Annotated in this window: 15 protein-coding genes and 1 pseudogene; 9 read left to right on the forward strand and 7 right to left on the reverse strand. The window is 71.2% G+C overall.

Translation table 11 applies throughout. The annotated features are described in order from the left end of the window. The coding region (locus tag AB0M26_RS00285; protein WP_365252042.1) for an acyl-CoA dehydrogenase family protein at positions 1–798 on the forward strand (798 nt) is incomplete at its 5' end. 388 nt (positions 799–1,186) lie between these two features. Then, positions 1,187–1,867 carry an ATP-binding protein gene (locus AB0M26_RS00290; RefSeq protein WP_365252045.1) on the forward strand — a complete coding sequence of 227 codons (681 nt, stop codon included), beginning with the start codon at positions 1,187–1,189 and terminating at the stop codon, positions 1,865–1,867. Between the two features lie 314 nt (positions 1,868–2,181). On the opposite strand, the gene AB0M26_RS00295 is transcribed toward AB0M26_RS00290, so the two are convergent. Then, on the reverse strand, positions 2,182–3,108 hold the full coding sequence (locus AB0M26_RS00295; RefSeq protein WP_365252047.1) for a cyclase family protein: 927 nt from the start codon (positions 3,106–3,108) through the stop codon (positions 2,182–2,184). 261 nt (positions 3,109–3,369) lie between these two features. Here AB0M26_RS00295 and AB0M26_RS00300 point away from each other — a divergent pair. The 4 genes and pseudogenes from AB0M26_RS00300 to AB0M26_RS00315 all read left to right on the forward strand — a co-directional run. Beyond that, positions 3,370–4,380: pseudogene (locus tag AB0M26_RS00300) on the forward strand (SDR family oxidoreductase); the annotation flags it as partial. 250 nt (positions 4,381–4,630) lie between these two features. Beyond that, entirely contained in the window at positions 4,631–6,046 is a 1,416-nt protein-coding gene (locus AB0M26_RS00305; RefSeq protein ID WP_365252050.1) for an acyl-CoA dehydrogenase family protein, read from the forward strand. Continuing rightward, entirely contained in the window at positions 6,043–7,506 is a 1,464-nt protein-coding gene (locus AB0M26_RS00310; RefSeq protein ID WP_365252053.1) for an aldehyde dehydrogenase family protein, read from the forward strand. Before AB0M26_RS00305 ends, AB0M26_RS00310 begins: the two co-directional genes overlap by 4 nt. A 258-nt stretch (positions 7,507–7,764) precedes the next feature. Then, on the forward strand, positions 7,765–8,838 hold the full coding sequence (locus AB0M26_RS00315; RefSeq protein ID WP_365252056.1) for a zinc-binding dehydrogenase: 1,074 nt from the start codon (positions 7,765–7,767) through the stop codon (positions 8,836–8,838). A 206-nt stretch (positions 8,839–9,044) separates the two neighbouring features. Here the strand turns inward: AB0M26_RS00315 and AB0M26_RS00320 are convergent, their stop codons facing one another. Next, positions 9,045–10,064 (reverse strand): helix-turn-helix domain-containing protein, encoded by a 1,020-nt coding sequence (locus AB0M26_RS00320; protein WP_365252059.1) that lies wholly within the window; start codon positions 10,062–10,064, stop codon positions 9,045–9,047. Positions 10,065–10,296: 232 nt separating this feature from the next. On the opposite strand from AB0M26_RS00320, the gene AB0M26_RS00325 reads away from it, so the two are divergent. Beyond that, positions 10,297–11,637 (forward strand): MFS transporter, encoded by a 1,341-nt coding sequence (locus AB0M26_RS00325; RefSeq protein WP_365252953.1) that lies wholly within the window; start codon positions 10,297–10,299, stop codon positions 11,635–11,637. A 102-nt stretch (positions 11,638–11,739) separates the two neighbouring features. Here the strand turns inward: AB0M26_RS00325 and AB0M26_RS00330 are convergent, their stop codons facing one another. The 5 genes from AB0M26_RS00330 to AB0M26_RS00350 all read right to left on the reverse strand — a co-directional run bounded on the left by AB0M26_RS00330 (position 11,740) and on the right by AB0M26_RS00350 (position 16,913). Continuing rightward, the gene (locus AB0M26_RS00330; protein WP_365252062.1) at positions 11,740–12,432 is read right to left on the reverse strand and encodes a flavin reductase family protein; all 693 of its coding nucleotides are present in this window, start codon (positions 12,430–12,432) and stop codon (positions 11,740–11,742) included. Positions 12,433–12,456: 24 nt separating this feature from the next. Next, positions 12,457–12,966 carry a hypothetical protein gene (locus tag AB0M26_RS00335; protein ID WP_365252065.1) on the reverse strand — a complete coding sequence of 170 codons (510 nt, stop codon included), beginning with the start codon at positions 12,964–12,966 and terminating at the stop codon, positions 12,457–12,459. Then, positions 12,963–13,403, reverse strand: coding sequence for a MarR family transcriptional regulator (locus AB0M26_RS00340; RefSeq protein WP_365252068.1), 441 nt, complete (start codon positions 13,401–13,403; stop codon positions 12,963–12,965). Before AB0M26_RS00340 ends, AB0M26_RS00335 begins: the two co-directional genes overlap by 4 nt. A 153-nt stretch (positions 13,404–13,556) precedes the next feature. Continuing rightward, on the reverse strand, positions 13,557–14,387 hold the full coding sequence (locus tag AB0M26_RS00345) for an enoyl-CoA hydratase-related protein (protein ID WP_365252071.1): 831 nt from the start codon (positions 14,385–14,387) through the stop codon (positions 13,557–13,559). Positions 14,388–14,687: 300 nt separating this feature from the next. After that, complete coding sequence (locus AB0M26_RS00350) at positions 14,688–16,913, reverse strand: acetate--CoA ligase family protein (RefSeq protein WP_365252074.1); 2,226 nt, start codon at positions 16,911–16,913, stop codon at positions 14,688–14,690. Positions 16,914–17,657: 744 nt separating this feature from the next. Here AB0M26_RS00350 and AB0M26_RS00355 point away from each other — a divergent pair. Next, on the forward strand, positions 17,658–18,800 hold the full coding sequence (locus AB0M26_RS00355) for a sensor histidine kinase (protein ID WP_365252077.1): 1,143 nt from the start codon (positions 17,658–17,660) through the stop codon (positions 18,798–18,800). Positions 18,801–19,599: 799 nt separating this feature from the next. Next, on the forward strand, positions 19,600–20,298 hold the full coding sequence (locus tag AB0M26_RS00360; RefSeq protein ID WP_365252080.1) for a GAF and ANTAR domain-containing protein: 699 nt from the start codon (positions 19,600–19,602) through the stop codon (positions 20,296–20,298). The last annotated feature ends 169 nt before the right edge of the window (positions 20,299–20,467 follow it).

The raw sequence follows: 20,467 nt of genomic DNA on the forward strand, positions 1-20,467 counted from the left end.
GGTGTGCCCGGGGCGGGCGGGGTCGGCGCTTCCGGGACGGGCCTGATCGGTGTGCCCGGGGCGGGCGGGGTCGGCGCTTCCGGGACGGGCCTGATCGGTGTGCCCGGGGCGGGCGGGGTCGGCGCTTCCGGGACGGGCCTGATCGGATTGCCCGGCATGGTCGATGGAGGTGGCGGAGAGGCGCTGCCGGTGCGTTCGGTCGATCCCGCAACGCCCCTGCACCGGGTGGCCCTTGACCAGCGGCGCGCTGCCCCGGTCGACGCCACCGGGCGGAGCGCGGCGAACCGGGAGGCGCCCGGGCCCTGCAGCGGTCCGGCGGTACTGCGGCGCGAGGCGGCCCTGCTCACCGCGGCGCAGCAACTCGGGAGTGCGTCGTGCACGGTCGACACAGCCGTCCGCTACGCGGGCGAGCGAGAACAGTTCGGGCAGCCCATCGGCGCGTTCCAGGCCGTCAAGCACCTCTGCGCACAGATGCTGGTGCGGGCGGAGGTCGCCCGGAGCGCCGTCTACGCGGCCGCCGTCACCGGTGACGTGTACGACATCGCCGCCGCCAAGCTGCTCGCGGACGACGCCGCCGTGCGAAACGCCCGCGACTGCCTCCAGGTCCACGGCGGAATGGGCTTCACCTGGGAGGCGGACGTTCATCTGCATCTCAAGCGGGCATGGGTGAGATCCCGCCAATGGCTCCCTGCGGCCCAAGCCGAGGAACTTCTTGCGGGCACTCTTGTCGGCAGGAAAACGTCCGGCCGGAAAGCGCCATCAACGGAATGTCCGAGTGATTCGGATGAGTTCGGATGAGTTCGGCCAGGAATGTCACGGAGCGTTGATATGGGGTTGTGTCCGATACGTGACTCGTCACAGGGGGGAGTCGCAGCATGGCTCCGGTACGCTGCCTCGAGTGCGAGTAGCTCTGATGCGCAACCATCCCGGTGTGGCCAGTGTGGCGATCCCGGGGTGTCGAATGCGCCCCGCTCGCACCAGGTGGGGGCAGGGAAAGCCCCTTCTTGGGAGTCCCCGAAGCGCGAGCCGCACAGTATGCCGTACGCGTACTCCGTTCCGTCGGAATATGCCTGAAGCGCTTGTTGGGGTGACTGTACGTCAACCAAGCTGTTCTCCACTGGGGTCACGGAGTGTGACTCCGTGGAGACGCGAGGCGATGTGTCCGCCGGTTCGGATGGTGTGAGCGGTGCAGGTGCTTCAGGTTCAGCTCGAGGTGCGGCCCGACCCCGCTGAAGTGGCGCGGGCTCGCCGGTGGGCCCGTTCACGGCTCGCCGGGTCCGGAATAGAGCCGGACGAGCCTCTGGCGGAGACGCTGGTCCTGTTGATCTCGGAGTTGGTCACCAACGCGGTGGTGCACACCGGCTGTCCGGCAGTGCTGCGGATACTGCTGCCCGACTGCGCGACGAGCGGCCCCGGCACCGGTACCGGCGCGGGCCACGGCGCCGACCCGATCGCGAACGCCCACGGGGAGCGAACGGATAGGGAGTCCGAAGTCGTGCGCGACACCGTACGGGTCGAGGTCGCCGACCGCAGCGCCCGCGCTCCCAAGCCGCGTCATGCGGAGGGTGACGACACCAACGGGCGTGGCCTGGAGCTGGTCACCGGCCTGGCCGACCGGTGGGGCTGGCGCCCGGAGGGCGTCGGCAAGAGCATCTGGTGCGAGATCGACCGCGGGGTGCCGCGGGTGGGTCCGCAGCGCAGCGGCCACGCGCACACGGTGGCCGACCCTGACGGGGAGCAGTCCGTTCCGCCGCTGGGCGAGCCCCTTGTGCAGCCTGTCGGGCAGGCGCTTGGCCACACGCTCGGGTCCTGGGGCCGGTCTGCCATGGGGCAGTCGGTGGGCCGCCGGCCGCTGGCCGACCGCTGAAAGAGTCCGGTCCGGCGGGGTGATGGCTGCCAGTGGATGTCAATCGGTGCGGCAAAACGGGCATAATCCGCAAAGTCCAGACCAGGTGTTGACGTCCAGTGGTCACGTGATCACCCTTGTGGAGAACGATTCGTCGCGAGGGGACGCCGAGGGCGGCCCGGCCTGCCGGCCGTGGTCCTCGGCGAGTGCGGGTCGTCGTCCGGCACGGCCGCTCGCCGAGTGAGCGCGGCGTCCGGGCACCGGAGCCGGGTGGCGGTCGTTGTGCCGTGCTCGGGGCGCGCATGAGCGCACCGCCACCCGACCGGCCATGGATGTCAGAGAATTGCCAGGGGGGCGACGGGCGTTCCGGTTCCGCCCACGAACGGCTCGGGCATCGCCGACAGCAGAAACGTGTACCGCCTCTCCTCGGCGCAGGCTTCCGACAGTTCCTCCAGGTTCCAGTTCTGGCCCTGCAGCATGCCCATGTCCACGAGATCGAGGGCGTGCACCCCGAGCCAGACGTTCTCGATCTCCGGAGGGAAGATCTCGAAGGTGAGGGTGTCGTTCGCGACAGCGGCGACATCGCGGGCGTGGAACCACTCCGGGCAGCGGATCGACAGGCCGGGGGACGGAAAGGCGTAACCATGCTTGTCGCCTGACAGATACTGCCGGATCTGCCCGGTCCGTACGAGAACGATGTCGCCCGCACGGACGCGCGTACCCGCCAACTCCTCGGCGGCTTCGAGGTCTTCCGGGGTGACGGCGTGGCCGCCATCGAGGCGGTCGGCACCTCGGGCGCGGGCCACGTCGAGCAGGACGCCGCGCGAAGCGATGTGCCGCGCCTTCTCGATGCCGCTGAATGCCGAGCGGCCGTGGCTGGTGATCGAGCCGGCCGGGCGCCCGTTGTAGATCCTGCCCGCGTACGAGACATGCGTCAGCGCGTCCCAGTGGGTGGCGGTCTGGAGAGCCATCGTCACGGTGTCGTCGCTGGTGGCAACCGTTCCTGGGCCGAAGATCTCCTGGTTGACGGCGATCATGGTGTGGAGCGGATTGGTCCGGCCGGGGATCACGCCGGTCTGCACGCCGTCATGCTGAAGCGGCAGGGCGAGAGGGACGCGGCGGCCGGAGCGCACGGTGCCCGCGGCGGCGCGGACCACCTCGTCGGTGATCAGGTTGAGGGTGCCGATCTCGTCGGCCTCACCCCAGCGGCCCCAGTTGTTCACGCGCTTGGCGATGTCGTGGAACTCCGGCGGCAGCGTCATCGATTCCCGCCTTCCTCGTCGTGCCGGCGCTCAGGCCGCTCCGGTGGTTCCGGTGGTTCCGGTGGTTCCGGTGGTGTGTGGCGGTGGTTCTGGTGCTTCCCGGGGTGTGGTGGCGGTGGTTCCGGTGGTCCCCTGAAGTGCCGGTCGTTCCCCGAAGCGCCGATCATTCCTGAACTGCCGAATCCCGTACGGGGCTTGTGCTCGCGGCCCGCCTCTGTCGAGAATCTAACGGTCCGTCAGAAACTGTGGAAGGGGCGCGGCGTGGGGAACTTCCTGGCAGGCAAGGTCATTGCCGTCACCGGTGCCGGTCGCGGCATCGGGCGGGCCGTCGCCCTCGCCTGCGCGGCCGAAGGAGCGAAGGTCGTCGTCAACGACTACGGCGTCTCCATCGAGGGCGCGGAGCCGACGAGCGATGTCGCCGACGCCGTGGTCAAGGAGATCCAGGCCGGAGACTTCGGCGCACGCGGCGACTCGGGGAGGGATGCGGGCGAAGACAGCGGAGGGGGTGCGGGCGTTGGCTCGGGTGTAGGCGCGGGCGTTGGCTCGGGTGGAGCCGATGGGCCGTGGGCCGGGGGAGAGGCAGTGGCAGTGGCCGACGACATCTCCACCATGGCTGGTGGCCGACGCGTCGTGGACACGGCGCTGGAGCGCTACGGACGCATCGACGGCGTCGTCTGCGTCGCCGGGATCCTGCGCGAACGGATGCTCTTCAACATGAGCGAGGAGGAGTGGGACCCAGTGGTCGCCACTCACCTCAAGGGCACGTTCACGGTCTTCCGCGCGGCTTCCGCGGTGATGCGCAAGCAGGGCAGCGGCACACTGATCGGCTTCACCAGCGGCAACCATCAGGGCAGCGTCTCGCAGGCCAACTACGCCGCGGCCAAGGGCGGAATCATCTCACTGGTGCGCAGCGCCGCCCTCGGACTCCACAAGTACGGGGTGACGGCGAACTGCGTCGCCCCCGTGGCCCGTACGCGGATGTCGGCGAACGTTCCGATGGACCTGAAGGAGATCGGCGCCCCCGAGGACGTCGCCGCGCTGGTCGTCTATCTGCTCAGCGACCGGGCGAGGGAAGAGAAAATCACCGGTCAGGTCTACACGATCGCCGGTCCCAAGATCGCGGTCTGGGCGCAGCCGAGGGAGCTGCGGTCCGCGTATGCGGAGGGCTCCTGGACACCGGAGAGGATCGCGGACTTCCTTCCGGGGTCGGTCGGGACGGACCCCATGCCCCTGCTCGCCCAGCTGGAGGCGATGGCGCAGGCCGCGGCGGCCGCGAAGGCGGACAGGGCGGGGAAGTCGGGGAAGGCGGCAGCGGCGACAACGGCGACAACGGCGACAACGGCGGAGAAGGCCTCGGCTCCTGAACAGCCCCCTATGCCTGAGAAGGCGGTGACGGCGGAGAAGGCCCCGACGGCCGAGAGTGCGGCGACGGCTCAGCAGGGCCCGACGGCAGTGCACCGGACCGAACCCGGCGCACCACGCGGGGAATCCGGCGCACGACGCGGGAAGTGAGGGAAAAGCCGTGGACTTCAGCTTCGGTCCCGAGGACGAGCGATTCCGCGCAGAGGCACGCGCCTGGCTCGACGCACATGTCGTCGGCGAGTTCGCGGACCTCACGGATACCGCCGAGACGGTCGAGACGGTCGAGACGGCCGAACCCACGAGCACGGGTGGCGGCCGCGAAAGAGCACGTGCGCCCCTCGCCACCCGGCTGACACGCGCGGTCTGGGAGCGTGAGCTCGGTGCCGACGGATGGATCGGCCTCGGCTGGGACCGTGCCCACGGCGCCTGGGGCAACCGCGCCGCCACGCTCACCCAACAGGTCGTCTGGGCCGAGGAGTACGCCCGTGCCGGAGCCCCGTCGCGGGTCGGGCACATCGGCGAGAACCTGCTCGCACCCACCATCATCGCTTTCGGCGATCAGACCCAGCGGGACCGGTTCCTTCCGCCGGTCGCCCGTGGCGAGGAGCTGTGGTGCCAGGGCTACAGCGAACCGGGCGCAGGTTCCGACCTTGCCGGGCTCCGCACCATGGCCGTACGCGACCGTGCCGACGGCACGTACCGGATCACGGGTCAGAAGATCTGGACCTCGCTCGCCCAGTACGCGGACTGGTGTTTCGTCCTCGCCAGGACCGAGCGCGGGTCAGAGCGCCATCGCGGTCTCTCCTTTCTTCTTGTGCCGATGGACCAGCCGGGCCGGATCGAGGTCCGGCCGATCCGCCAGATGTCCGGCGCTGCCGAGTTCAACGAGGTGTTCTTCGACGGCGCGGTGGCTCACGCGGAACACATCGTGGGCGGCCCCGGCAACGGATGGCGTGTCGCCATGGGACTGCTCGCCGTGGAGCGCGGGGTGTCGACCCTCGTCCAGCAGATCGGCTTCGCCGAAGAGCTGGACCGGGTGATCACGGTGGCCGTCGAGACCGGGGCCGCTGAGGATCCGGTTCTCAGGGACCGGCTGGTGCGCCAGTGGGCCGAGCTGCGCACCATGCGCTGGAACTCCCTGCGCACGCTCGCCACTTCCAGCCGGGCCCCCGCCCCCGCCCCCACCTCCGCCCCCTCCGACACCACCCCCGTCACGTCCACCGGCTCCGCCACCGGACATGGCGCCGCCACCCGGCCCGGCGCCGCAAGCGTCACCGGCGCGCGTCCCAATACCCCCAACCGCCCCCGTACCGCCGACGACCCCGGCGCCCCCAGCGTCGCCAAGCTGCTCTGGGGCGGCTGGCATCAGCGGCTCGGTGAACTGGCCATGCACGCACGCGGCGCGGACGCCGCATTCGGACCCGCCGACTGGTCGCCCGTCCGCCCGTACGAACTGGACGCCCTGCAGCACCTGTTCCTCTTCTCCCGTGCCGACACCATCTACGGCGGCTCGGACGAGATCCAGCGCAACATCATCGCCGAGCGGGTGCTCGGCCTGCCGAAGGAACCCCGATGACGATGTACCAGCACTGGATCGGCGGCACCTGGCGGGCCCCGGCGGCCGGCCACTACCCCGTCGTCAACCCGGCGACCGAGGAGGTCGTCGGCAGCGCACCCGAGGCGTCCGACGCCGACGTCGCCGATGCCGTCGCCGCCGCACGCGCCGCGTACGAGGAGTGGTCACGCGCCGAGCCGCGCGAGCGGTCCGTTGTGCTGGACCGCGCCGCCGACCTGCTGACCGAGCGGTGCAAGGAGCTCGTGCCTCTCCTGCAGGCCGAGACGGGCTCCACCCCGCGCGTCGCCACGACCATGCAAGTCCCCACCGCTGCCGACCGGTTCAGGCGTTACGCACGCGGCGCCCTGGAGCCCGGCACCATCCCGCTCGCACCCCAGCCCGTCAAGGCGAGCCCGCTCGCGCCGGGCGGACTCATCGGCGCCGCGGCCGTACGCCGCCCCGTCGGTGTCGTCGCCTGCATCACCTCCTACAACTTTCCGATCGTCAATCTCGCGGGCAAGGTGGCGCCCGCACTGGCCATGGGCAACACGGTCGTCGCAAAACCGGCGCCGCAGGACCCACTGGGCTGTCTGGAGCTGGGCCCTTTGCTCCAGGAGGCCGGGCTGCCCGCGGGCGCGTTCAACGTCGTCACCGGCTCGGGCGCGTCGGCCGGTGAGGCGCTGGTCGCCCACCCGGATGTCGACATGGTCAGCTTCACCGGATCGAGCGCTGTGGGAAGGCGGATTGCCAGGTCCGCAGGGGACACGATGAAGCGCACCCTCATGGAGCTCGGCGGCAAGGGCGCGGCCATTGTGCTGGGGGACGCCGACGAGAGGGTGGTCAAGTCGGCGGTCTCGGCAGTCGGTTCGACATGGTCATTCCACAGCGGTCAGATCTGCACGGCGCCGACCCGGGTCCTCGTCCATCGATCGCTGTACGAGAAGGTCGTCGCCGCTCTTGAACAGTACGCGTCCTCGCTCGTCGTCGGGGACCCTGTGGAAAACTCCACGATGGTCGGCCCGTTGATCTCCGCCGCCCAGCGCGATCGTGTCGAGGCGTACATCGCCGGCGCGCTCGACCAGGGCGCGCGCCTTGTCGCGGGCGGTGAACGCCCCGCGACGAAGACCGGCTTCTACGTCGCCCCCACGCTCCTCGCGGACGTCGCTCCGACCATGACCGTCGCGCAGGAGGAGCTGTTCGGCCCGGTCGTCGTCGCCATCCCCTTCGACGACGATGACGAGGCGGTGCGGATCGCCAACGGCACGCCGTACGGCCTCTACGACTACGTCTTCAGCGCCGACGCCGGCCGCGCCTGGGCCCTCGCCGCCCGCCTGCGCAGCGGAAACGTCGGCATCAACACCGTTCAGCGCCACCCCGAGACGCCGTTCGGCGGATTCAAGGAGAGCGGAGTGGGCCGCGACGGCGGCTCGTTCGGCCTGCACGCCTACAGCGAACTCCAGTCCGTCGTTTGGCCCTCCTGAGGCCGTAGCCGTAGCCGTAGCCGGAGACGCAGGCCACGTGCTGCGACTGGCCGTATGCCACGTGCTGCACAGGCCGAGTGCCCGAACGGGTTGTGAAAGCCGGGGACGCGAACGTCCTGAGAGGACGCGGGAGTCCGGAGACACGGGAGCCCGGAGAAGCAAGGAGCCCGAAGACGCAACGGTCCCGAAGACGCAAGTAGCCCGGAGACGCGCGAACCGGAGACCCAAGACCCAGGGGAGAGGAAGGGAACGGCAGCGATGAGAGGTGTCATTTTCGACGGCCGGCAGCCGCAGGTCGTCGACGACCTGGAGGTGCGCGACCCGGGGCCCGGCGAGGTGCTGGTCGGCGTCCGAGCGGCCGGGCTCTGCCACAGCGACCTGTCCGTCGTGGACGGGACCATCCCCTTCCCCGTGCCCGTCGTTCTCGGCCACGAGGGCGCGGGCGTCGTCGAGGGCGTCGGCCCTGGGGTGCGGCACGTGGCGTGCGGCGACCACGTCGCCCTGTCCACGCTGGCCAACTGCGGTGCGTGCAGCGACTGCGATCTGGGCCGCCCCACCATGTGCCGGTCCTCCATCGGGCGGCCGGGCAGGCCCTTTTCCCGCGCGGGGAAGCCCCTGTTCAACTTCGCGTCAAACTCCGCCTTCGCCGAGCGCACGGTCGTCACGGCCGTCCAGGCGGTCAAGATCCACACGGACATCCCGTTCGCCTCTGCCGCCCTCATCGGATGCGGTGTGCTGACCGGTGTCGGAGCCGCTCTCAACCGGGCCAGGATCGCTGCCGGGGACAGCGTCGTCGTCATCGGGGCGGGCGGCATCGGGCTCAATGTCGTCCAGGGCGCGCGGATCGCGGGCGCGCCGACGATCGTCGCCGTGGACGCCAACCCCGCTAAGGAGGCGGTGGCGCGGCAGTTCGGCGCGACGCACTTCGTCGACGCCTCGGCGGTGCCCGACACCACTGCCGCCGTGAAGGAGATCCTGCCCACCGGTGCGGACCACGCCTTCGAGTGCGTCGGCAGCACGCGGCTGATCCGGCAGGCCGTCGATCTCCTCGACCGGCACGGCCAGGCGGTGCTGCTCGGCGTCCCGCCGGCCACCGCCGAGGCGTCGTTCCTGGTCTCGTCGATGTACCTGGACAAGTCGATCCTCGGCTGCCGCTACGGTTCCTCGCGTCCCCAGCACGACATTGCCCTCTACGCCGAGCTGTACCGGGCCGGACGTCTGCTGCTGGACGAACTCGTCACCGCCACCTACCCGGTGGAGGACTTCGCCAAGGCCGCGGACGACGCGTACCACGGTCGTGTGGCCAGGGGGGTGCTGACGTTCGGCTCCTGATCCTCAGGGGCCGAACTCCCGCTGCTCCCGGGCGCCCCCCGCAAGGCGGCCCCTCGCGCTTCCCGCCTGACGGTCAACCGGGCCGGTTCGCGAGGAGGCGGGCCGGGCCGTTCGCGAGCAGATTCGATGGCCGCTTCGCGAGCAGGTTCGCCGGGCCGGTTCGCGGGACGGGCTCTCCGTGCCAGCCCCGCGACGGCCCGCCGGAATCAGCCTCCCGCCGTGCGGCGGAACGTACGTCGGTACGCCGTCGGTGAGACGCCGAGCGCCGCCTGTACGTGCTGCCGCAGCGACGCCGCGGAGCCGAAGCCGCACTCCCGCGCGACCCGGTCCACCGCCAGGTCCGTGTCCTCCAGCAGATGCCGGGCGCGTTCGACCCGCTGCGCCACCAGCCACTGCCCCGGGCTGACGCCGACCTCCTCCCGGAACCTCCGGGTGAAGGTCCGTACGCTCATCGCCTCCTGCCGGGCCAGGTCCTGGAGCTGGATGGGCCGGTCGAGGCGTTCCAGTGCCCAGGCGCGGGCGGCGGCCGTGGTGGCCACCTGGGGCTCTGGGACCGGGCGCCGGATGTACTGCGCCTGCCCGCCGTCGCGGTGGGGCGGCACCACGCTGCGGCGCGCGACCTCGTTCGCGACCGACGCGCCATGGTCCAGCCGCACGATGTGCAGGCAGAGGTCGATTCCAGAGGCGACGCCTGCGGAGGTGAGCACGTCACCGTCGTCGACGAACAGCACGTCCGGATCGACGTCGATCTTCGGGAAGAGCCGTTGGAAGTGGTCCGTGTTGTGCCAGTGGGTGGTGGCGGGCCGCCCGTCGAGCAGCCCGGCCGCGGCCAGCACATAGGAGCCGGTGCAGATCGACACCATGCGCGTGCCGGGGCGTATGTGTCCGAGTGCGGCGGCCAGGGGCTCCGTCAACGTGCCCGTCTCGTACACGGGGCCCAGTTCGAAGGAGGACGGGATCACGATCGTGTCCGCCTGCGCCAGGGCATCCGGGCCCAGCTCGACCGTGATCGAGAAGTCGGCGTCCGTACGGACGGCTCCCGGCGTCAGCGCGCAGGTGACGACGTCGTAGAGCCGGTGGCCCTCAGGCGATCGGGTCTTGCCGAAGATGCGGTACGGGATGCCGAGTTCGAACGGGATCACCCCGTCCAGGGTGAGCACGACGACACGATGGAGGCGCGCGGCGGAGGTCCGCGCGCCGGGCGCCGTACGCAGGGCTTTCACCACGGCACACTCCTCATTCTCTCGTGGCCGATGACCGCGCGGGGTCCGGGCCCGGCGACGGTAGGCGTCCCGGCTGGATGACCACGCGGGTCCGCACGATGGCCGCCCCACGTCCGGTCCGCCGACCGCACGGATCCGTCCGATTGGGGCGTGCCTGGCCCGATCCTAGCGAACCATGGCCTTCGGGCCACTCGAACGATCGATCGGGGCCACCGAATCTGGACCGGTGACCCGAATGCCTCAGATCCCCGCACGCTCCGGACTGCGCGGCCCGCACGCCCGCGCACGCCGCCCGGCGCGCATCCACCGAGCCTGGTGGGTCGCCGTCGTCGCGTTCATCGCGCTCGTCGGGGCGGCGTCGTTCCGTGCGGCGCCGGGCGTGCTGATCGATCCGCTCCACGCGGAGTTCGGCTGGTCGCGCGGCGTGATCTCGGGCGCCGTTTCGCTCAATCTGGCGCTGTACGGGCTGACTTCGCCGTTCGCCGCCGCCCTGATGGAGCGCTTCGGTATGCGCAAGGTCGTTGCCTCCGCGCTGCTGCTCGTGGCGGCGGGCAGCGGGCTGACGGTCTTCATCAACGAAAGCTGGCAGCTCGTCGTGTGCTGGGGCCTCCTCGTCGGCCTCGGCACCGGCTCCATGGCGCTGGCGTTCGTCGCGACCGTCGTGGACCGCTGGTTCGTCGCCCGGCGCGGACTGGTGACGGGTGTGCTGACGGCGGGCAGCGCGACGGGGCAGCTGGTGTTCCTGCCGCTGGTCGCCTGGGCTGCCGAGCGCCACGACTGGCGTACGGCGACGCTCGCCGTGGCGTTCGCGGCGCTCGCCGTCGTCCCCCTCGTCCTGTGGCTGCTGCGGGACCGCCCGAGGGACGTGGGCACCACGCGGTACGGCGCAGGGTCGGAGGAGGACGCCGTTCAGGAGGCGGTACCGGCGGGGGCGGGCAGTGCGGCGGGCCGCGCCCTCGGCGCGCTGCGCTCGGCCGCCCGCACGAAGACCTTCTGGCTGCTCGCCGGCACGTTCGCCATCTGCGGGGCGTCCACCAACGGGCTGATCCAGACGCACTTCGTGCCCGCGGCGCACGACCACGGCATGCCGGTCACGACCGCCGCCGGACTGCTCGCGGTGATCGGCATCTTCGACCTGGCCGGGACCGTCGCCTCCGGCTGGTTCACCGACCGGTACGATTCCCGTCGCCTGCTCGCCGTGTACTACGGCCTGCGGGGCGTCTCCCTGATGTTCCTCCCGATGCTGCTCGCGGACGCCGTCCACCCTCCGATGCTGTTCTTCATCGTCTTCTACGGTCTGGACTGGGTGGCCACGGTCCCGCCCACGGTCGCCCTGTGCCGCGATCACTTCGGCGACGACGGAGCGATCGTCTTCGGCTGGGTGCTGGCCTCCCACCAAGTCGGTGCGGGTCTCGTCGCCCTGGGCACCGGTGTGATCCGCGATGTCACGGGCTCGTACGACACGGCCTGGTACACCTCGGGCGCGCTGTGCGCGGCGGCGGCCCTCATGGCCCTGGTGATCCACCGCGGGCCGGAACGGGCCCGGCCGGAACAGGCGCGGGAGCTGCAGGCCTGAGACGGGCGCGGAAGATGCCGGACTGAGGGGTCCGTTCGAGGCAGGTCCACGCCTCGTAGCCGTCAATTCGGCGGTAGGGCCCCACCCTTCGCTCAGGGACCGTCAGCCGCTGAAACCTCCGAAGGCACCGCGGTGGAAGAGGAGCGGTCCCGCCGCCGCGGCGGCGTCGTCCGTACCCAGGGCTTCGACGCGGCCCACGACGATCAGGTGGTCCCCGCCGGTGTGCACGGCATGAACAGTGCAGTCGATCCACGCCGGTACGCCGTCGAGGCGCGGTGAACCGGTCATCGGGGCCGCGTCGTGGGCCACACCGGCGAACTTGTCTGGTCGGCGGTCACTGCTCACCGCGAAGTCCCGGCACAGTCCGCCCTGTTCGGCGCCCAGGATGTTCACGCAGAACACTCCGGCGCGGGCGATCCGCGGCCAGGTCGAGGACGTTCGCCCCACCATGAAGGCGATGAGCGGAGGATCGAGGGAGAGCGAGGCGAACGACTGGCATGCGAAGCCCGAGGGGCCCTCGCCCCGCCGGTTGCCGTCCGGGATCGTCTCGCCCTCCGGGGCGTTGCCCGTCACGCCGGGTGCCGTGATGACCGTGACACCGCTCGCGAAGTGGCCGAGCACGCGCCGGAATTCGGCCGGATCGACGGGCAGCTGCTCGCCGTCCAGTACGGCCCGGAGATCGGGCCGGGGGAGCGGGTCGACCGGGCGGCGCGCGGCCGAAACGGGCGAGTCGGCCGAGCGCAGATAGCGCACGGCGGTGGCCGCCATGCCTGCGTGTCCCATCATGGGAACCATTGAAGCTGATGGGCCGTCAGATATCTAGTCCGTGGTCCACGGGAAGGGAGCGAGATCCGGCTCGACCCAGCCGGTACGTGCCTCCGGGCGGGCCAGCGTCGTGGAGCGGTAGAAGCGGCTGAGCAGACGCTTGTCCAGGAGGGCGGGATTCCGGCCGACGAGGTCGGGGAAGCTCCGCGAACCCTCCTCCGCCGCGTGGTGCGCGACCAGTTCCACCCAGGCGCGGCTGACCGTGGCGTTGTACTTCTGCGGGGCGCCCGCGTAGCGCGCCGTGCGCCGGATGCCGTCGCTGATCAGCCCGATCGCCGCGGGCATCCCGACGCGGCGCACGGCCAACCACGTCAGCCGGATGTGCTCGCGGTGCCCGAAGCGCTCGGCGGAAGCCATGACGTCGGCCATCAGCTCGTCGAAGACGGGGCCGGGGCTCGCGCGGTCGGGGTTCGTTTGGCCGGGGTTCGCGCGGTCGGGGATTGTGCCGTGGGGATTGGTGTGGTGGGGGTTCGTTTGGTCGGGGTTCGTGCGTTCCTTGGTCATGGGGTCTCCTCCGACAGGGCTCGCAGTACGGCATGGAACCCCGCCACCGCCTCGGCGGGCAGATGGCCGATCGCGCGCTCTTCCAGCGCGGACACCGCCCGCCGGATCGTGTCGGCGGTCGGCCGGCCCGATGCTGTCAGCTCGATCACGACGACGCGCCGGTCGCCCGTGCGGGTGCCGCGCGTGATGTGGCCGCGCCGCTCCAGCCGGTCCAGCACGCTGGTCAGCGTCGTGGGGCGGGTGCCCGCTGCGGCGCCGAGCTGGGAAACGGTCCGGCCGCGGCCGTCGGAGAGGATCGCCAGAGCGTTGATCTCCGAGGCGGTCAGATCGAGATCGACCAGCTCCGCGGCGAGGATCTGCAGCGTCGCGTGTGTGGCGCGCTGCAAGGCGAGCAACGGTGAGCCCTCGGCGGGTTCGAGTAGGGGTGCAGGTGTCACGCTTTCGGAATGTACGAGATCGTAGTATCTGAGGCAAACGGATTCCGGCTGCGCTGTATCGCTGGCTCAGGTTCCTCCGCGCAGCGCCGGGCCTCCGCGTTCTGCCAGAGTCCTTCCGGACTCCAGCGGCTGTCGGCCCGTCCTGTCCGGACCTCAGCGCCCGCCGTATTCCGGTGAACGGCGCTCGACGAACGCCGCGACGCCCTCCCGCGCGTCCGCCGTCATCATGTTGATCTCCTGCGCCGTCGCCTCGGCGTCGAACGCGGCACCCCGGTCGGTGTCGAGCGAGGCGTTGACCAACCGCTTCGTGAGCGCCAGCGCGCGGGTCGGTCCCGCCGCGAGGCGCTCCGCCCACGCACGGGCGGTCTTCTCCAACTCGCCATCGGCGACAACGCGGTTGACCAGGCCGAGCCGCTCCGCGTGCGAGGCCGGTACGGCGTCACCGAAGAACATCAGCTCCTTGGCCCGCTGCGGTCCGATGAGCCGGGGCAGCAGGTAGGCGCCACCGCCGTCGGGCACCAGCCCCCGACGTACGAACACCTCGATGAAACGCGCCGATTCCACGGCGAGTACGAGGTCGCAGGCCAGCGCGAGGTGGGCGCCGAGGCCGGCGGCGGTGCCGTTGACCGCGGCGATCACCGGCTTCTCGCAGTCCAGGACCGCTGTGACCAGCCGCTGCGCGCCGCGCCGGATCGTACGGGCCACATCGCCCGCGACCCGCTCTCCGGCAGCCGGTTCTCCCGCGCTTCCCGGGCCGCCGCGCAGGTCGGCTCCGGCGCAGAAGCCCTTCCCCGTACCGGTGATGACGACGGCTCGTACACCCAGGTCGGCGGAGGCCGCGTCGAGCAGGGCGATGATGCGTTCCCGCTGGTCCCAGGTGACGGCGTTCATCGCGTGGGGGCGGTTCAGCGTGATCCACGAGACCCCGTTGTCAGTGGTGTGAAGTACCAATGTCTCCAAGGACTTCTCGGGGGAGGCAGTCATGCTGGAGCTCCTTGTCGTCGTGCCGTGTCTTTCCCGCGCGGGGGGCGGGAAAGACACGGCCCACCGGCCGCTGCGCGCGGTGGTGCGTGGCCGGCGCGGTGCGTCTCGGCGCTGCGTTGCCGGGCGCGGCCGGGTGCGGAACGGCGCTGTTTGTCCGGCTCCCGCGCACCGGGGGACGGTCCGCTGCGGCGCTGTGTATCGCATGAACGTCCTTGGTGGCGCTCGCTGTTGCCGCGTCGCGGATCCGGGTCGCCGGGTGTGCGGTGGCGATGGCTGCCGCGGCGCGGGCGTGCGCGCGGGTCACCGGCACACGGCCAGCGCGTCGAGGGCCACCGCACCTTGCCCCCGGTCCAGCACGACCAGGGGGTTGATGTCGAGCTCGGTGAGTCCGTCACCCAGTTCGAGTGCCATTCGCTGGACCCGCAATACGACTTCCACCAGTGCGTCGACGTCGGCCGGTGGCCCGCCGCGCACGCCCTCCAGCAGGGCGTGGCCGCGCAGTTCGCGCAGCATCTCGCGGGCCTGGTCCTCGCCGAACGGCGGCACGCGCACAGCCGCGTCCCGCAGCACCTCGACGAGCACGCCGCCGAGCCCGGCCGTCACCGTCGGCCCGAAGAGAGAGTCGTGCGTGATGCCCACGACCATCTCCACACCCCGCTCGATCATCTGGCACACGAGCACGCCGTCCAGCTTGATCCCCTCGTAGCGCGCGATGTCGGTCAGTTCGCGATAGGTGTCCCTGACCTGGCTGGCCGAGGTCAGTCCGACGCGGACGAGACCGAGTTCGGTCTTGTGGGCGAGCCGGGCCGCCGAGGCCTTCATGACGACGGGGTAGCCGACCAGTCCCGCGGCTCGTACGGCTGCGGCCGCGCTCGTCACCAGCTGTTCGCGCGGCACACGGATCCCGTACGCCCGCAGGAGCTGCTTCGCGGCGTGCTCGCTCAACTGCTCGCCGGGGCGCAGGAGGTCGCGCGCCTTGCGGGCCGAAGGGGACGGGGTGCGGGGCGCCTCGTCGAAGGGAGACCGGTAGCCGGAGACGAACCGGTGGTGGCCCAGGTAGGCCCGGACGGCGGTGATGCAGTTGGCGAAGGTGCGGAAGGTGGCGACGCGGGAGGAACCCAACAGGATGCGCCGGTAGGCATCCTCGGTACCGACCGGCGAGCCCCACACCACGCACACCTGCTTGTCCGTGGCCTCCGCCGCGTCCACGAGATCCTGGGCCAGCTTGTCGCTCATGGGCGGGAAGGGGCCGGTGATGGGACAGACGAGGACTCCCACGGCGGGATCCGCGAGGATCGCGTCGATGATCTTCCGGCCGCGCCAGTCGCCGACCGGATGGCCGCCGCTGTCCACGGGGTTGGAGACGCTCAGGTAGTCGGGTATCCACTGGTGGAGTTCGGTCTGCTTCTCCGTGGAGAGCTCCGGCAGGTGCAGCCCCGCGGCCGCGGCCAGATCCGCGAAGTGGGCTCCTGTGCCACCGGAGATCGAATACACCGCCACGCCGTCCGCGCGCGGCGGGCGCGCTCGCGCCAGGAGGGCGGAGGTGTCCTGAAGTTCGTCGAGGCCGTTCACACGGATCACGCCGAACTGCCGCATCGCCGCGTCCACCACCTCGTCGGCGCCTGTGAGTTTGCCGGTGTGGGAGGCGGCTGTGCGGGCTCCGGTCTCGGTGCGTCCCACCTTGACGGCCACCACGGGCACCTTGTTCCGCGCGGCGCGGTCGGCGGCAAGCAGGAATTCCCGGCCGTCCTTGAGTCCTTCCACATACGCGGCGATGGCGCCGACCTCGGGCTGCGAGGCGAAGTACGAGATGAAGTCGGCCGTCTCGAGGTCGGCCTCGTTGCCGGTGGGTGCCCAGTGGGAGAGTCGTATGCCCAGTTCCTGGAGGGCGAAGACGGGCCGGCCCTGGTGGCCCGACTGCGTGATGAGAGCGATGGCCGGACCTTCCAGATCGTCGCGGAACTCCTCGAACGCGTTGAGATTGGTGTTGGGGCCGAGCAGCCGGAGCCCAGAACGCTGGACGGCGGCCGCGAGCCGTGCCTGTGCAATGGCCCCTTCGCCACCGGTCTCGGCGAAGCCGGAGGCGAAGGCGACCGCGAACTTCACCTTCGCCTCGGCGAGTTCCTCGACCAGGGGCAGCGGGTCGGCAACGAGGAGGACGGCGAGGTCGGCGGGTTCGGGCAGGTCGGCGACCGAAGGGAGGCACGGCAGGCCGAAGACGGTCGACCGGCCGGGGTTCACGGGGTGCAGGCGCGCCCCGACGCGCTCGGACCAGTCGATGAGCCGGCGGGTGATGCCCGTGTTGGGCCGTCCTTCGCTGTCGGACGCGCCCACGACGACCATGGACGCCGGCCGGAAGAACCGGTCCAGGTCGGGGACTCGCGCATGCAGCGGACGCCCGCTGACGTCCATGTCCTCGCGGGGGTCCGAAGTGCCGCGCACCGTTGTGCCTGCGTGCTCGCCGCAGGCCACGACGCGGGCCGGGCGGGAGTGAGTGGTGAGGGTGCCGTGAGTCGAACCAAGCATCGTTCTCTCCCCGCTCCTGCTCGGTGGCCGGTGTGTCCAGCAATACCTGACGCCCTGTCAGGTTACTGAACTGACAACCTGTCAGGAACAGTCGGGAGCGAGAAAGCCATCAGCACCGCCTCGTTCACTCTCGAGGGGGCGGGGGCCGGATCCGGATCCGGCCCCCGGACCGTCGGCACGGTCGTGTCGGTCCTGCAGCGGACTACGGCCCGGCGGGGCGGGTCGCGGCGCCGACGTGCAGGGCCGGGTCGGCGATGCCAGCTGTCCCGTCGCGAAGCGGGGCGGGTGGGCCGGGCCACTGTGAGGCGTGGTGCCGAGGCGCTCCGCACTTCCTCGCGGTCGCTGCTCTTGATCCCGAAGCGGACACCGGATTGCGAAGGAACGGGGGGCCGAAGGAACGCGGGGGGCCGCCGAAGGGACACCGGATTTTCGGGGACACCGGTTGCCGAAGGCCGGCCCCGAAGGTCGGCACCCGGAGATCCCGAAGGGGGCACCGGGGAATCCGAAGCGGCACACCGGCACCGAAGCGGCCTCCGCAACCCTCCGAAGCCGCGGCCCCGGCCTGACGGCCACCCGGTGCGCTCGGCGACGGCGCGGAGGAGCCGGGGCCGGGCCGCGCGATCCCGCTCGGCGGTGCACGATCACCAGGCCGGCTGCTCGCACCATGATCGCGAGGCGTCGCGTCGCGCCTCCCCGGAGCCGTCATACGCCGTCATCCCCGGTGGATGATTTACCGTCGCACTCATGGGGCAGCGATGGACGGAATGGCCGCTGGCCGGTGTCATTCTTGCGCTGGTGCTGACGTACTCCGCGCTGTTCAGCGCGGAATGGCTGGACATCCGGACCGCGCTGATCGCGGCCGCCGCCTGCCTCGCCGTGGCGCTCCGGCGCGGGCATCCGGTCCTGGCCCTCGCCGTGACCGTGATCGCGGCCCTGGCCTACGCCGCGCTCGTCGACGGAACGGTTTTCCCCGCCGCGATCACCGTGCTGGTGGCCCTGTACGAGGTCGGCCTCCGATGCTCGCTGCGAACGTCCGCCGCGCTGACGGCGCTGACCGTCGCAGTCGTCTATCTCGCCGCGACCTGGATCCCGGACATCGAGCGCTTCCGGCTCGACAACGGAATCCAGCTCGGCTGGTTCATCGCGGCGGGCGCCGTCGGTCTGGCGATGCGGAACCAGCGCCGCTATGCGCAGGCCATGGAGGACCGTGCGCTGCGCGCCGAACAAACCCGTGAGGCGGAGGCACGTCATCGCGTGGACGAGGAGCGGCTGCGCATCGCCCAGGAACTGCACGATGTGGTGGGCCACAGCATTGCCATGATCAATGTGCAGTCCGGGGTGGCTGCGCACGTCCTGTCCACCGATCCGCAAGCGGGAAAGGACGCGCTGCTGCGCATCAACCACGCCAGCGCCACCGCCCTCTCGGAGATCCGCAGCACCCTGCGCCTGATGGAGGACGAGCACCAGGCGGTGCCGCCGCGCAAGGATCTCGGGCTGGCGGACCTCGACCGACTGGTCGAGGAGACGCGCACCGGCGGACTCCCGGCCACGTACGAGGTCGAGGGGGTGCGGCGGGACGTTCCGTCGGTCGTCGGATTCAGCGTCTACCGACTCGTCCAGGAGAGTCTCACCAACGTCATCAAGCACGCCGGCCCGGTCCATCGGGTCTGCGTCCGGCTGATCTACGCCCCGGAGTCGCTCCGTATCGAGATCACCGACGACGGCGTCGGGGCTCCCCCCGAACCGGCCGGAGCGAGCCCGGGAACCGGACGGGGACTGGCCGGAATGCGGCAGCGCATCGAAGCGGTGGGAGGCCGTCTCCAAGCGGGTCCGGCCGACGGCGGGGGATTCCGCGTAGCGGCGGAGATTCCGACGGATTCGGCCTGACGGGGGCCATCCTCCTTCCCACCCGGCCGGCCGCTCTCGTCCGGGAACGGCTCCCGGCTCGCGAGAGCGCTTGGGGTCGCACTCCCGGGGGGCCCGGGAGCAGGTCCCCCAAGTCCGCGGAAGGGACGTCCTCCCGGAGTGTCCGGGAACGGCTCCCGGCTCGCGAGAGCGCTTGGTGAGGTGGCCTCCCGGAGGGCCCGGGAGCGGGCCACCCCCACGCCCGCGAACGGGCGCCCTCCCGGTCGGGGACCGCTCCCGGCTCGCGAGAGCGCTTGGGGTCGCGCCCGGATAACAGGCTCCTGCCCGCCCGGTCCACGGACCTCCTGATTGCTGGGGGGACGTCAGCGCCCGGGAACCCGCTCCCTGCATGCCCGAGAGCGGGCGCACTCCCGGAGGGACCGGTAACGGGCTCCCGCCACGCCCGGGAACGCGCCTGCCTCCACGCCCGGGAACGCGCCTGCCTCCACGCCCGGGAACGCCTTTCCTTCACGCCCCGGAATGGCCTTCCGCCACGCCCGGAGACGGGCCTCGGGCTTATCCGGGAGCCGGTTTCAGGCGGTCGGGACCGGTTTCCGGCGCGCGGGTGGGAGCGGCTTCCGCCGCGGGCCCTGAACGATTTCCGCCGCGCGGTCGGGGACGGCTTGCGCCGCTCGGCCCGGATTCGCCGTCCCGGAACGGGGCAGGACCGGACCAGGGGCCGAAGCGCTCCGCCGACCGCATCGGTCGTGCCTTTCCGTCTGGGCCCGGGCGGACGACGGCAGCTCGGGAGAGACTTGAATCGGGCAGAAAGGCGACGGTCATGGACTGGGAGGACTTCGCGGAGCGCATGGCCGCCATGGCGCGGGATCTGCTTGCGCAGGAGTCGGTCGACGCGACGCTGGAGCGGATCACGGAGTCCGCCGTGGAGCACGTGGAGGGCTGCGACGCCGCGGGCATCCTGCTCTTCCGGGACCAGCATGTGGAGACGCTCGCCCCCACGGACGGGATGGTGATCCACTCCGACCAGCTCCAGGAGCGGCTCAAGGAGGGCCCCTGCTTCGATGCCGCCCGCGAGCGCGAACCGGTGTTCAGGATCAAGGACTTCACCCAGCCGTCACAGGAGTGGCCAAAGTACATCCAGCAGGCTAGTGACCTGGGCATCGGCAGCATGATGGGCTTTCTGCTCTACACCCTCGACGAGGACCTCGGCGCCCTGAATCTGTACTCGCGCATGCCCTCGGCGTTCACCAAGGGCAGCGAGACGGCCGGTTGGCTGCTCGCCTCGCACGCAGCCGTCGCGTTCTCCAGCGCCCGTACGGCCGACCAGTTGCAGAAAGCACTCGACACCCGGCACACGATCGGTGAGGCCATGGGCATCGTCAGGGAGCGCTACGACCTCGGGGAGCAGGACGCCTTCAACGTGATGCGGCGCCTGTCCCAGGACCGCAACATCAAGCTGAGGGTCCTCGCCCGGCGGATCTGCGAGACCGGCGGCGTCGACGACGAGCCGTCGGGCTAGATCGCAGACCGCAGACCGCAGACCGCAGACCGCAGCGGCACGCGCCGGGCCGCCTGCCGGCGGGCCGCCGGGGGCGGCTCCCCCGGCACGTGTCCGGACCGGAAGAGCCTGGCCATCGCGTTCCCCCGGGGGATCCATCGACAGCTTGCGCAGCGGGTACCCAGGTACT

The organism is Streptomyces sp. NPDC051776 (assembly GCF_040681345.1).
Taxonomy (GTDB): Bacteria; Actinomycetota; Actinomycetes; order Streptomycetales; family Streptomycetaceae; genus Streptomyces.